General features: G+C 73.7%; 12 protein-coding genes. 9 read left to right on the forward strand and 3 right to left on the reverse strand.

All coding sequences use genetic code 11. The annotated features are described in order from the left end of the window. Positions 1 to 117 precede the first annotated feature (117 nt). Positions 118 to 531, forward strand: coding sequence for a GFA family protein (locus Q7T67_RS11065; RefSeq protein WP_304789043.1), 414 nt, complete (start codon positions 118 to 120; stop codon positions 529 to 531). A gap of 51 nt (positions 532 to 582) precedes the next feature. On the opposite strand, the gene Q7T67_RS11070 is transcribed toward Q7T67_RS11065, so the two are convergent. Together Q7T67_RS11070 and Q7T67_RS11075 are read right to left on the reverse strand one after the other, a co-directional pair. Beyond that, entirely contained in the window at positions 583 to 1,830 is a 1,248-nt protein-coding gene (locus Q7T67_RS11070; RefSeq protein WP_304789045.1) for a hypothetical protein, read from the reverse strand. A gap of 195 nt (positions 1,831 to 2,025) precedes the next feature. Then, a complete protein-coding gene (locus Q7T67_RS11075) occupies positions 2,026 to 3,246 on the reverse strand; it encodes an acyl-CoA dehydrogenase family protein (RefSeq protein ID WP_304789047.1) in 1,221 nt (406 codons plus the stop codon). Positions 3,247 to 3,490: 244 nt separating this feature from the next. Here Q7T67_RS11075 and Q7T67_RS11080 point away from each other — a divergent pair, with 244 nt between their 5' ends. From Q7T67_RS11080 to Q7T67_RS11110, 7 genes are all read left to right on the forward strand, one after another. Beyond that, positions 3,491 to 4,765 carry a cytochrome P450 gene (locus Q7T67_RS11080; protein WP_304789049.1) on the forward strand — a complete coding sequence of 425 codons (1,275 nt, stop codon included), beginning with the start codon at positions 3,491 to 3,493 and terminating at the stop codon, positions 4,763 to 4,765. Between the two features lie 135 nt (positions 4,766 to 4,900). After that, on the forward strand, positions 4,901 to 5,629 hold the full coding sequence (locus tag Q7T67_RS11085) for a FadR/GntR family transcriptional regulator (RefSeq protein WP_304789051.1): 729 nt from the start codon (positions 4,901 to 4,903) through the stop codon (positions 5,627 to 5,629). A gap of 185 nt (positions 5,630 to 5,814) precedes the next feature. Then, positions 5,815 to 7,383, forward strand: coding sequence for an amino acid permease (locus tag Q7T67_RS11090; RefSeq protein ID WP_304789053.1), 1,569 nt, complete (start codon positions 5,815 to 5,817; stop codon positions 7,381 to 7,383). Next, entirely contained in the window at positions 7,383 to 8,720 is a 1,338-nt protein-coding gene (locus tag Q7T67_RS11095; RefSeq protein WP_304789056.1) for a glutamine synthetase family protein, read from the forward strand. Before Q7T67_RS11090 ends, Q7T67_RS11095 begins: the two co-directional genes overlap by 1 nt. Positions 8,721 to 8,783: 63 nt before the next feature. Next, entirely contained in the window at positions 8,784 to 9,581 is a 798-nt protein-coding gene (locus tag Q7T67_RS11100) for a gamma-glutamyl-gamma-aminobutyrate hydrolase family protein (RefSeq protein WP_304789058.1), read from the forward strand. A gap of 91 nt (positions 9,582 to 9,672) precedes the next feature. Continuing rightward, entirely contained in the window at positions 9,673 to 11,034 is a 1,362-nt protein-coding gene (locus Q7T67_RS11105; RefSeq protein ID WP_304789061.1) for an aldehyde dehydrogenase, read from the forward strand. Between the two features lie 67 nt (positions 11,035 to 11,101). Further along, positions 11,102 to 11,890, forward strand: a complete 789-nt coding sequence (locus Q7T67_RS11110) for a 3-oxoacyl-ACP reductase (protein ID WP_304789063.1) — start codon at positions 11,102 to 11,104, stop codon at positions 11,888 to 11,890. 118 nt (positions 11,891 to 12,008) lie between these two features. Here Q7T67_RS11110 and Q7T67_RS11115 read toward each other — a convergent pair whose 3' ends face one another. Beyond that, on the reverse strand, positions 12,009 to 12,422 hold the full coding sequence (locus tag Q7T67_RS11115) for a Rid family detoxifying hydrolase (protein WP_304789065.1): 414 nt from the start codon (positions 12,420 to 12,422) through the stop codon (positions 12,009 to 12,011). Positions 12,423 to 12,490: 68 nt separating this feature from the next. Between Q7T67_RS11115 and Q7T67_RS11120 the strand changes: the two genes are divergently transcribed. Then, positions 12,491 to 13,627, forward strand: a 1,137-nt coding sequence (locus Q7T67_RS11120) for an alpha/beta fold hydrolase (RefSeq protein ID WP_304789067.1), incomplete at its 3' end; no start/stop codon positions are given.

The raw sequence follows: 13,627 nt of genomic DNA on the forward strand, positions 1-13,627 counted from the left end.
GGCGGCGGTCGTCCCCGTGACCCGGGCTCCTGCCGCCACCGGACGGGTGGACGGCGTCACGGGAGAGCGGGGTGGTCGCCGCACCCGGACGCCCCCGCGCCGCGCTACGGTCGCCCCATGACCACCCCCGTCCTCACCGGCGGCTGCGGCTGCGGCGCCGTGCGCTTCGAGATCGACGAGCCGCTCGTCGCCGCCGCCTACTGCCACTGCACCCGCTGCCAGCACCGCACGGGGACCGCCGTCCAGGCCTCCGCGAAGACCGTCGACGGCTCGTTCCGCGTAACGGCCGGCGAGGACGCCCTGGGCCGCTGGAGCCCCGGCGGCTTCGACAAGGTCTTCTGCGCCTCGTGCGGGTCGGCGGTCTTCGCCCAGGACCCACAGGACCACGGTCGCGTGATGGTCCGCCTGGCCGCGGTCGACGGCGACCCCGGCGTCCGCCCGCAGGCCCGCCAGTTCGTCGCCTACGCCGCGCCGTGGGAGCCGATCCCCGACGACGGCCTCCCGCGGTTCGACGAGCGCATGCCGGCCTGACCGGGCCGACGCCCGCCGCGCAGGGCGGTGTCGGCGCGCGGCCGGGCGGGGCTACCCGTCGGTCCCGCTGCGCACCCCGCGGCCGTCCGGCTTCGCCGTCCAGGTGCTCAGGCGCTTGCCGTCCCGGAGCTCGAGCTCCCAGCCGGTGGAGGCGCCGCTGAAGGTGCCCGGCGCCCGGAACTCGACGGCGCGCACCTCCGCCGCGGCGTCCCGGCCCTCCCGACGACCGATGGTGCGCAGGGCCCGCAGCGGGGCGTCCGGGTCGATCGCCGCGATCGGGACGCCGACGCCGTCCTCGCTGCGCCGCGCCCGCCGGAGCACCTCGTCGACCTCGATCCCCCCGGCCGCGTCGACGGTGAAGGTCCGGGTCCGGATGCGCTCGAGGCCCTCCGCGTCCGGCGATCCGAGCGGCTGCACGAACGACACGTAGAGCTCCTTCGGCTCGACGCGCACGAAGGTCACGCCCCCCGTCGCCCCGGGCCGCTCCCCGACGGCGTCGAGTCCCGCGCGCAGGGCCGTCGGCCGCACGAGCGAGGACGCGTTGACCCCGTCCGGTGGCAGCGCCGGGCCGCGCGATCCCTCGGGCGGCGCGGGCATGCCGTCGGACGGGCGGAGGACGTGTCGGCCGTGCTCGTCGCCGATCCACGTGCCCTCGTCGGAGACCGACCCGACGTCGATCTTCCACTCGAGTCCTCCGGACCGGTCGCCCGCATCGTCCGTCGAGCGCGCGCTGATCTCGAGGATCCTCGGCCGAGTCTCCGGGCCCACCGCGCGGAGCACCGCGGCGAGCAGCCGGGCGGGCGCGTCGACGTCCAGCTCGGCCCCCGGCACGTCCCCGTCGAGGCCGGTCGATCCGCCGGTGGTGCCGTCCCCGTCGACGTCGACGTCCCCGTCGGGCATGTCCGTGATCGCGAGCGTCCGGCCACCCCCGGACGGGCTGATCATGCTCGCGACGGCGTGGAAGCTCGTCAGGGAGATGTCCGACACCGTGTCCTCCGGGCGCATCCGGCGCCGGAGCTGCACGAGCGCCGCCCGGCTGCCGAGGCGACCGACGCCCGAGGCGTCCGGAACCCCCTGCGTGCTGCCCGTGGCCTGCAACCGCCTGCGGTCGTCACCGTCGCCGCCGCCGACGAGGAGCACGACGAGCACGACGACGAGCACCGCGACGACGCCCCCGGCGACGATCGCGATGCGCCGTCGCGCGGGGCCGCCGGGCGAAGGGGTCGTCGGCTCGGGGCCGCCGCCGTGCGCCCACCCGGTCCCGCGGTCGGAGGCTCCGGGTGGGCGATCCGTGCTCATGCGTCGACACCGTACCCGCGGACGGGGCGGTCGACCCGCGATCGCACCGGGTGGGGCGCCGGCGGGACGGGGCTCCGCACGACGCGCGACCGGGCCGGGGCATCGACCCGGAGCCGCCGTCCAAGAACGACGAGGGGCGCCGTCGCCGGCGCCCCTCGGACCTCGGTCCCGCCTCGCGGCGGGGTCAGTGGACCCCTAGATCTTGAACCGCTTCAGCAGGCCCTTGGCGATGCCCATGCGCTGGATGTCGGAGGTGCCCTCGCCGATCAGGAGCAGCGGCGCGTCGCGGTAGATGCGCTCGATCTCGTACTCCTTCGAGAAGCCGAAGCCGCCGTGGATGCGCAGCGCGTCCTCGGCGTTCTTGTGGCCGGCCTCCGACGCGGCGAGCTTGGCCATCGCGGCCTCGGTGTCGGAGCGCTCGCCCTTGTCCTTCAGCTCGGCGGCGCGGTACGTCAGCAGGCGCGCGCCCTCGAGGCGGGTGTACATGTCGGCGAGCTTCTCCTGCACCAGCTGGTGCTGGGCGATCGGCTTGCCGAACGTCTCGCGCTCCTGGGCGTAGCGGATGGCCAGCTCGAACGCGCGCTGCGCGACCCCGACGCCACGGGCGGCGACGTTCACGCGGCCGACCTCGAGCGAGTCCATCATCTGCTTGAAGCCGTTGTTCAGCCCGGCCTCCTCGCCACCGAGGATCTGGTCGGCGCCGAGCTTGTAGCCGTTGAAGACGAGCTCGGTGGACTCGACGCCCTTGTAGCCCATCTTCTTGATCTTCGGCGGGACCTCGAAGCCCTCGTACTCGCCGGTGTTGACCCCGACGCCCGGCTCCTTCTCGCAGATGAAGCACGTCATGCCCTTGTACTTCGGGCTGGCGGTCGGGTCGGTGACGACGAGGACGAAGACCAGGCCGCTCATCAGGCCGTTGGTGACCCAGAGCTTCTGGCCGTTGATCTCGTAGCGGCCGTCGTCGAGCTTCTTCGCGGACGTCTTGATCGCCTGCACGTCGGAGCCGGCGTGGGGCTCCGACAGCGAGAACGCGGCGCGCAGCTCACCGGTGGCCATCGAGGGCAGGTACTTCTGCTTCTGCTCCTCGGTGCCGAACTTCATCAGCAGGTACGCGCCGATGAAGTGGGTGTTGACGATGCCCGGGATCGAGATCCAGCCGCGCGCGAGCTCCTCGGCGATGCGCGCGTAGGTCTGCAGGTCCAGGCCCAGGCCGCCGTACTCCTCCGGCAGCGTGGTCCCGAAGAGGCCGAGCTCCTTGAGCCCCTCGACGATCGGCTCGGGCCACGTGTCCGTCGAGTCGTAGTGCTCGGCGTTGGGGATGATCTGCTCGTCGGTGAACTGCCGGACCAGCGAGAGGATCTCGTCCCGCGTCTCGGGATCGGTGGGCTCGGTGGTGAACGCGGCGGTGGTGGCCATGGGTGCTCCGGCGACGACGACGTGGGTGCTGCGACCCCGGCGGACGACGCCGTCGGGAACACAGGAGAGAAGCGGGATGGTACCCCCCGATGGGGTGGCCCGTCCTCTCCGGGTGTACGGGCGTTCCGCCGAGCGCGGTTGCGTGCGCACGCGCACGTACCGGACACCGCACGGGGCATTCTCTTGACACCGTGTCAAACGTGGTGTCGAATGCCCTCGTCACCGCCCCTCACGGAAGTCACGCATGAGCACCACCACGGACCCCAACGCGATCGCGGACATCTCCGCCCAGGCCTTCTGGGCGCGGCCCCGTCGCGAGCGCGAGGCGGACTTCGCCCGGCTGCGGGCCGAGCAGCCCGTGTCGTGGCAGCGCCAGCCTGAGGGGCTCCTCGTCACCGCCGACGGGGCGGGCGCCGACGCCGAGGCCCACCTGACGGGCGGCTACTGGGCGCTGAGCCGCTACGACGACATCCGCGCGGTCTCGCGCAACCCCCAGGACTTCTGCTCCGCCAAGGGCGTGATGTTCGAGGACGTCCCGCAGGAGTTCCTCGACATGGCGATCTCGATCCTGGCCATGGACGATCCGCGCCACGCCGCCGTCCGCGGCCTGATCTCGTCCGCGTTCACGCCCAAGCAGGTCAAGGCGCTGGAGGACGGGGTCCGGCGCGACGCCCGCCAGGTCGTCGACGAGCTCCCCGACGCGGACTCGGACGACTTCGTCGAGCACGTCTCCAAGCGCGTCCCGCTCATGACGATCATGCGGATGCTCGGCGTGCCGGAGGAGGACCGCGAGCGGCTCGTCCACTACAGCGACGCGATGGTCTCCTGGAGCGACCCGGAGTACCTGCAGGGCCGCGACGGCCTGGCGGTCGTCGGCGAGGCGCTGTGGATCCTCCACCAGGCCTGCTCCGAGCTGGCCGAGCAGCGCCGCGCGGAGCCGACGGACGACCTGCTGTCCGCGCTCGTGCACGCGAGGATCGACGGCCGGACGCTGACGACGGAGGAGATCGCCGCGTTCTTCGTCCTCCTCAGCGTCGCGGGCAACGACACGACCCGGCACACGACCTCCCACGCGATGATCGCGCTCCAGGACAACCCGGACCAGCGCGCGCTGCTGCTCGAGGACCTGGACGGCCGGCTGCCCGTCGCCGCCGAGGAGTTCGTCCGCTGGGCCTCCCCCGTGATGACGTTCCGGCGCACCGCGACCCGCGACACCGAGATCCGCGGCCAGGCGATCGCCGAGGGCGACAAGGTCGTCCTGGTCTACCCGTCGGGCAACCGCGACGAGACCGCCTTCGACCGGCCGGAGCGCTTCGACGTCCTGCGCACGCCCAACCGCCACCTCGGCTTCGGCGGCGGCGGCCCGCACTACTGCCTCGGGGCCCCGCTGGCGAAGGTGCAGCTGCGCGCGGTCTTCTCCGAGCTGCTCGGGCGGTACCCGCGGATCGAGGTCGGCGAGCCCCGCCAGGTCGTCGGCAACTTCGTCGACGGGATCAACCTGCTGCCGTTCCGCCTCTGAGGGGTCGCGGCCGGCCGGCGCCCCGCGGAGGACGGACACGGCGCGCGTCCGGCCGGGGCCCCGACCGGACGGATGCGGCCGACTCCCGCCGGGCCGCCGGGCGGTCGGCCCGACGACGGCCGGTAGCGTCCGTCCATGGCCACCGACGCCACCGACGCGGTCTTCTCGCCCGTCGTCGCGCCCACCACGCTCGAGGAGACCGTCGAGCGGCTGGGCAGCGCCATCCGCGCGGGGCTGCTGCCCGCGGGGCGTCGCCTGCCCGCCGAGCGGGAGCTGGCCGAGCAGCTGCGGATCTCCCGCTCCACGCTGCGCCAGGCCCTCGGGGCGCTCACGGAGTCCGGCCACCTCGTCGCCACCCGCGGCCGCGGCGGCGGGACGTTCGTCGTCGACGCACCACCCCTCGGCGGCCGGGGTGCGGGGACCGTCCTCCCGGCCGACTGGCGCGACCGCGTCGCGGTCCGTCGGGCGTTCGAGGTCGGGACCGCGTGCCTGGCGGCGGAGCGCGCTGCGGCGGACCCGGACGCCGTCGCCCCCGGCCTCGCGGTGCTCGCGGGGCAGGTCGGCGCGATGGCGGACGCCCCGGACTTCGCGGCCTACCGCCGGGCCGACGTCGCGCTCCACGTGGGCCTGGCCGAGCTCACCGGGGTGCCGGCGCTCGTGCTGCGCGCGGCGGAGCTGCAGGCCGAGGCGACCGACCTGATCGCCCAGATCGCCCACCCACGGGCCGTCCTGACCCACTCCAACGCCGAGCACCGCCGGCTGGTCGCCGCGGTCGCCCGGGGCGACGTCGCCGCGGCGGTCCGCACGATGCGCCGCCACCTGGCGGGCACGGAGCACGTCCTCGCGGGCCTCGCGCCCGCCTGACGGACCACCGCTCCGCGGCCCGGACGCCGCCCGCACCGTCGGACCCGGCCCCGTGCGCGCCGCGCCGTCCCGCGTGACCGGCGTCACGCGGGTTTGGACGAACGGCGATTGACCGGACCTCCGGGACGCGGGTAGGTTCGCCCAGAAGGCACGGCGAGCACACCTTTACGACGCGGAGCGACACCATGAGCACGGCACGGGAACCAGCGGGCGGCGTCGAGATGGACGCCGATGAACGACGCCTGAGGGAGATGGGCTACGAGCCCACCCTCGAGCGCAGCATGGGGGCGTTCTCGAACTTCGCGATCTCCTTCTCGATCGTCTCGATCCTCACGGGCGGCCTGGCCAGCTACGGCATCGGCCTCTCCAACGGCGGTCCGATCACGATGGCCTGGGGCTGGCCGCTGGTCTCGGTGATGGTCCTCTTCGTCGGTCTCGCGATGGCCGAGCTCGCCTCCGCCTACCCGACGGCCGGCGGCCTCTACTGGTGGGCCTCCAAGCTCGGTTCGCCCGCGCACGGCTGGTTCACCGGCTGGTTCAACCTCGTCGGTCAGATCGCCGTCACCGCGGCCATCGACTACGGCGCCGCGATCTTCGTCACCGCGGTGCTCGAGACCATCGGCGCCGGCCTCGGCACCGACCGCACGACGATCTTCGCCGTCTTCACGGTGATCCTCATCCTCCACGCGGGGATGAACGCCATCGGGCCGCAGATCATGAACCTGCTGAACATGGTCTCCGCCTGGTGGCACGTCGCCGGCGTCACCGTCTTCGTGCTGGTGCTGATCCTCTTCTCCGACAGCCACCAGAGCATCGACTTCGCCTTCACGAGCACGGTCGACAACTCCGGCGTCGGCTTCGGCGGCGTGACCTTCTCGTTCCTCCTGGGCCTGCTGCACGCCCAGTACACCTTCACCGGCTACGACGCCTCGGCGCACATGTCGGAGGAGACGAAGAACGCCTCCCGCACCGTCGCGAAGGGGATCATCAACACGATCCTCGTCTCGGCCGTCTTCGGCTACGTCCTGATCATGGCCGTGACGTTCGCGATCCCGGGCTCCGCGCAGGAGACCCTCGACGCCACCGCCGCCGCGGGCCTGCCGTCGCCGGTGATCTACATCCTCGACACGCAGCTCTCCTCGGCGCTGTCGGCGATGCTGCTGATCATCGCCGCCGTCGCGCAGCTGTTCTGCGGCTACGCGTCGGTCACCGCCGCCTCGCGCATGCTCTACGCGTTCTCCCGCGACAAGGCCGTCCCCGGCTCGCGGTTCTGGTCGCAGCTCTCGTCCCGCCGGGTGCCGCTGGCGGCCATCGGCGTCGTCGTCTTCTTCGCCTGGCTGCTCCTCATCCCGTCGCTGATCGTCGCCGAGGACCAGGCGATCGTCGCCTACTCGGCCGCGACCTCGATCGCGGTCATCGGGCTCTACATCTCCTACGCCATCCCAATCTGGCTGCGCCTGAAGCAGGGCGACGCGTTCGAGACCGGCGACTGGCACCTGGGCGGCAGGTACAAGATCGTCGGCGGCATCGCGATCGCCTGGGTCGTCTTCATCTGCCTGCTGTTCATCATCCCCGCGTCGGACGCCGGCCTGCCGTGGCAGGACGACTTCGCCTGGAGCAGCGTGAACTTCGCCCCGATCACCGTCGCCGTCGTCCTCGGCGCCGTCGGGATCTGGTGGCTCGTCTCCGCCCGCAAGTGGTTCACCGGACCGCTGCACACCGTCACCGAGATCGAGAAGGAGCTGGACGCCTGATGGCCCTGACCCTCGACGAGCTGCGCACGCAGGTCGACGCCGGAGAGGTCGACACCGTCGTCCTCGGGATGACCGACATGCAGGGGCGCCTGCAGGGCAAGCGCCTGACCGCGCGGCACTTCGTCGAGGACATCGCCGAGCACGGCGCGGAGGGCTGCAACTACCTGCTGGCCGTCGACGTCGAGATGAACACCGTCGGCGGCTACGCGATGGCCTCGTGGGAGGGCGGCTACGGCGACTTCGTCATGCGGCCCGACATGTCGACGCTGCGGCCGGTGCCGTGGCAGCCCGGGACGGTCATCGTGCTCGCCGACGTCGAGTGGCCCGACGGCTCGCCCGTCGTCGCGTCGCCGCGCCAGGTCCTGCGCAGGCAGCTCGACCGGCTCGCGGAGCGCGGCTGGGTCTGCAACGCCGCGACGGAGCTCGAGTTCCTCGTCTTCCGCACCGGCTACGAGGAGGCCTGGCACGCCGGCTACCGCGACCTCGAGCCGGCCAACCTCTACAACGTCGACTACTCCCTGCTGGGCACCTCGCGCGTCGAGCCGCTGATCCGCCGGATCCGCAACGACATGACCGCCGCCGGCATGCGGGTCGAGGACTCCAAGGGCGAGTGCAACCTCGGCCAGCACGAGGTCAACATCCGCTACGGCGACGCGCTGACCTCGGCCGACCAGCACGTGATCTACAAGAACGGCGCGAAGGAGATCGCGTCGCTCGAGGACATGTCGATCAGCTTCATGGCGAAGTTCGACGAGCGCGAGGGCAACTCGTGCCACATCCACTGCTCGATCGCGGACGCAGGCACGGGGAAGAACGTCTTCGCACAGGACCGCGGGCTCTTCGAGTCCTTCGTCGCCGGCCAGCTGGCCAACGTCGAGGCCCTGACCCTGCTCTTCGCCCCCAACATCAACTCCTACAAGCGCTACGCCTCGGCGTCGTTCGCGCCGACCGCGATCGCCTGGGGCGAGGACAACCGCACCTGCGCGCTGCGGGTCGTCGGGCACGGCGAGGGCCTGCGGGTCGAGAACCGCGTCCCCGGCGCGGACGTCAACCCGTACCTCGCGCTGGCCGCCACGATCGCCGCGGGCCTCGACGGCATCGACCGCGGGCTGGAGCTCGGACCGCCGTGCACCGGCAACGCCTACGAGGCCGACGTGGCCCAGGTGCCCAAGACGCTGGGCGCCGCGCGCGAGCTGTTCCTCGCGAGCCCGCTGGCGAAGGAGGCCCTCGGGGAGGACGTCGTCGCCCACTACGCCAACATGGCCCAGGTCGAGCTCGACGCGTTCGGCGCCGCCGTGACCGACTGGGAGCGGTTCCGCGGCTTCGAGCGCCTGTAGGCGCCCGGCGCGGCCCGAGGCCGCGCCGCCGCCGACCGTCCCACCACCCGCACCCCTCCGCGCATGAGCACCACCGAGCACCCCGACGCCGCCGGCGTCGTCGTCACCACGCCCCGGCCCGTGGTCGGCGTCACCTGCGCGCACGAGACGATCCGCCACGGCGAGTCGTGGCAGCAGCCCGCCGACTTCGTGCCGGCGAGCTACGTCGCCGCGATCCAGCGCGCCGGCGGCCGCGCCGTCCTGCTGCCCGTCGACCCGGTCGACGCCGCGCACCCCGAGGAGGTCCTCGCGGGCCTCCACGGGCTGATCCTGACCGGCGGCGTCGACCTCTCCCCCGCCTCCTACGGCGCAGAGCCGCACCCCGCCACGAACGGGGAGACCCCGGAGCGCGACGTCTTCGAGATGGCGCTGTCGGAGGCGGCGCAGAACGCCGACCTGCCGCTGCTGGCGATCTGCCGCGGCATGCAGATCGTGGCGGCCGCGGGCGGCGGCACGCTCCTCCAGCACCTGCCGGAGGTCCTCGGCACGGACGAGCACCGCCGGGTCCCCGGCACCCTCGACGAGCGCAACGCCCACGACGTCGAGCTGACGCCCGGCTCGCTCGCGGCCCGCGCGATCGGGGCGGAGGTCGCGTCCGTGCGCTCCCACCACCACCAGGCGCTCGACCGCGTCCAGGCCGGCTGGCGCGTCACCGGCCGGGCGATCGGCGACGCCCTGACCGAGGCGATCGAGCGCGACGACCGCACGTTCTGCCTCGGCGTCCAGTGGCACCCGGAGGGCGACGCACGCAGCGCCGTCATCGCCGCCCTGGTCGACGCCGCACGGACCCGCGCGGGCGCCGCCCGACCCGAGGCCCGATGAGCTTCCCCACCCGTACCGGCCGCCGGACGGCCGGGGTCGCGCCGACCGGCGCGCCCCCCGTCCCGGCCACCACCACCACGAAGGAGGACCGATGACCCTCACCGTCGTCGAGCCCGCCACCGGCCGCGCGATGGCCGAGATCCCCGAGGCCACGCCGGAGGACGTCGACCGCGCCGTGGAGCGCGCGCAGGCCGCGTTCCCCGCCTGGCGCCACGTCGCCCCGGCGGACCGCGCGCGGCTGCTGCTGCGCCTGGCCGACGCGATCGAGGCCGAGCTGGAGGACCTCGCCGTCCTCGAGGCCCGCAACGCCGGGCATCCGATCGCCTCCGCGCGCGGCGAGATCGGCATGGTCGCGGCGACGTTCCGCTACTACGCCGGCGGCGTCGAGCGGCACCTCGGCGACACGATCCCCGTCGCCGGCGGCGTGGCGATGACGTTCCGCGAGCCGCTCGGCGTCGTCGGGCTGATCACGCCCTGGAACTTCCCGCTGCCGATCGCGTCGTGGAAGCTCGCCCCCGCGCTGGCGGCCGGCAACTGCGCGATCCTCAAGCCCGCGGAGCTGACGCCGCTGACCGCGATCGAGCTGGAGCGGATCGCGCTGGAGGCCGGGATCCCGGAGGGCGTCCTGCAGGTGCTCGCGGGTCCCGGACCGACGGTCGGCCAGCGGCTCGTCGAGCACCCCGGCGTCGCGAAGATCGCGTTCACCGGCTCCACCCGGGTCGGCGCGGGCATCCAGCGCGCCGCCGCCGGGACGATCAAGCGGGTGACGCTCGAGCTGGGCGGCAAGTCCGCCAACGTCGTCTTCGCCGACGCCGACCTGGAGGCCGCGGCGCTCGCGGCACCCGGGGCGGTCTTCGACAACGCCGGCCAGGACTGCTGCGCCCGCTCGCGGATCCTCGTGCAGCGCTCGGCCGTGGACCGCTTCCTCGAGCTGCTCGAGCCGGCCGTCAAGGCCTTCACGGTCGGCGACCCGCTCGGCGCGGACGTCGCGATGGGCCCGCTGATCTCGGCCGCGCACCGCGACAAGGTCGCCTCGTTCGTCCCCGACGACGCGCCCGTCGCGTTCCGGGGCACCGCACCCGAGGGCGACGGCTTCTGGTTCCCGCCGACGGTGCTCTGCCCCGTCGACCCAGGGAGCCCCGCCGCGCGCGAGGAGATCTTCGGCCCGGTCGTCGCGGTCGTGCCGTTCAACGACGAGGCCGACGCGATCGCGAAGGCCAACGACTCGATCTACGGCTTGTCCGGCTCGATCTGGACGCAGGACGGCGGCAAAGCCCTGCGGGTCGCCCGCCGCATCGAGAGCGGCGTGCTGTCGATCAACTCCAACAGCTCCGTCCGCGTCTCCACGCCCTTCGGCGGCTTCAAGCAGTCCGGGATCGGGCGCGAGCTCGGCCCGCACGCGATGGAGGCCTACTCCGAGCTGAAGACCGTCTACTACGCCACCGGCGCGTGAGCGCCGCCCCGTCCGGTCCGCCCCGCGGGCCGCACCCCTTCGTCACCGATCACCCCGAGGAGGCCGCATGAGCGACACCCAGAACACCCCCGAGACCGCCACGAACCACCACGGTCGCCTCGAGCGCAAGGTCGCGGTCATCACCGGCTCCGCGTCCGGCATCGGCGCGGAGACGGCCAAGGTCTTCCGCGAGCAGGGCGCGACCGTCGTCGGCTTCGACCTGACCGCCGACCAGCCCGAGGTCGACCTGGCCATCCAGGGCGACGTGACCTCGAGCGCCGACGTCGCCGCCGCCTACGCCCAGGTCCGCGAGACCTACGGCACCGTCGACGTGCTCTTCAACAACGCCGGCATCTCGCCGCCCGACGACGACTCCATCCTCGAGACGGAGGAGGACGCCTGGCAGCGCGTGCAGGACGTCAACCTGAAGTCCGTCTACCTCTGCTGCAAGCACGGGATCCCGCACCTGCTGGAGACCGGCGGCGGCTCGATCATCAACACCGCCTCGTTCGTCGCGCTGATGGGTGCGGCGACGTCCCAGATCGCCTACACCGCGTCGAAGGGCGGCGTGCTCTCGATGTCGCGCGAGCTCGGCGTCCAGTTCGCGCGCCAGGGCGTCCGTGTCAACGCGCTGTGCCCCGGACCGGTCGACACCCCGCTCCTGCGCGAGCTCTACGCCAACGACGCCGAGGCCGCCAACCGCCGGCTGGTCCACGTGCCGATGGGCCGCTTCGCGCAGGCCCGCGAGCTCGCCAACGCCGTGCTCTTCCTCGCGTCGGACGAGTCGAGCTTCATCACGGCGTCGACGTTCATGGTCGACGGCGGCCTGACCGCCGCCTACGTCACGCCGATCTAGGAAGGGGACCGGGCCCCGGCCCGAGCGTCTCGGGCCGGACCGTCTCAGGACGTCGACGCGGCTCGGTCCACCCGGAAGGGGACCGGGCCCCGGCCCGAGCGTCTCGGGCCGGACCGTCTCAGGCGTCCGGCGCGGCTCGATCCACCCGGAGGGCGACGACCGCCTCGACCTCGACCAGCGCGCCCTTCGGCAGGGCCGCGACGCCGAGGGCGAGGCGGGCCGGCGGGTCCTCCGGGAAGAACGTCGCGTAGACCTCGTTGACGGCGGCGAACGCGTCCATGTCGGTCAGGTAGACCGTGCACCGGACCGCGTCGGCCAGGGACGCTCCCGCGCCCTCCGCGACGGCGGCGAGGTTCTGCAGGCACTGCCGCGCCTGCTCCGCGGGCGTCTCCCCCACGAGCTCGCCCGTCGCGGGATCCAGCGGGATCTGGCCCGAGCAGAACAGGAGGCCGCCGGAGGCGACCGCGTGCACGTACGGGCCGATCGCGGGCGGCGCCCCGGGGACGACGAAGGGGGTGCGGTCGATGCTCATGGTGCTCCGGGCGGGGCGGGGTGGACGGATCGTCAACGATAGAGCGGGTGGCCGGTAGCCTCGGCCTCGTGTCCCGACCGTCCCGCGTCCTCGCGCGCCTCGCGCTCACCGCGCTCCCGCTGCTCGCCCTCGCCGCGCCATCGCCCGCGGCGGCCGCGGACCTGCCCTGCGGCGACCAGTCCGCCGGTCGGACGCGGTGCTCACGGGTGCTCGTCCCGATCGACCGGACGGGGGCGGTCGACGGCCGCATCGGCCTCTCGGTCCGGACGATCCAGCTCGGCAAGCGCACGAAGCGGGTCCGCAAGGAGGCGTTCGTCTTCCTCGCCGGCGGGCCCGGTCAGGCCGCCACCGCGCTGGCCACCGACGTCGCCCGGCTGTCCAAGCCGTTCCTGCGGCGACGGGACTTCGTCGCCGTCGACACCCGCGGGACCGGCCGGGCGTCGGACCTCATCGTCTGCCCCGAGCTCGAGACCACCGCGCTCAGCGGCATCTCGGCGCCCGAGAGCTTCCGGGCGTGCGCCCGCCGCCTGGGCCCCGGGATCGACCACTACGGGACCACGGACGTCGTCGAGGACCTCGAGGCCGTCCGCATCGCCGGGGGCTACGACAGGCTCTACCTCTTCGGCGTCTCCTACGGCACCTACACCGCCCAGCGCTACGCCGCGGCGCACCCGGACCGCACGGCCGGCCTCGTGCTCGACTCGACCGTCGACCCGATCGGCGAGGACCCGTTCTCGCTCGCCACGTTCCGCGCGATCCCCGCCGCGCTGCAGCACGCCTGCCTGCGCCGGGCCTGCCGCGGCGTGACGACCGACGTCACCGGCGACCTCGAGCGCACCCGGGCGCGTCTGCCGATCACCGCCGACGTCGACGACGGCACGGGCCGCCGCCGGCCCGGCACGATCGACGCCCCGATCCTCATCTCGCTGATCCAGACCGGGGACGTCGACCCGTTCCTGCGCTCCGCGCTGCCGGGCGCCCTGCGTCGCGCCGGCGAGGGCGACCCCGCCCCGCTGGTCCGTCTGGCGCGCGAGACCGGTCAGCTGCCCCTGCCCACCGACGACGAGGACCCCTCGGCGGGCCCGGCCGCCGCAGGCGTGATCAGCACCGGCAGCTACGTCGCCACCGTCTGCCGGGACACGCGCCTGCCGTGGGCGCCCGGCACGCCGACGGGGGCACCGCGCCGCGCCGCGGCCGTGGCGGCG

The sequence above is a fragment of the Patulibacter sp. genome (genome assembly GCF_030655195.1).
Classification (GTDB): domain Bacteria; phylum Actinomycetota; class Thermoleophilia; order Solirubrobacterales; family Solirubrobacteraceae; genus Patulibacter.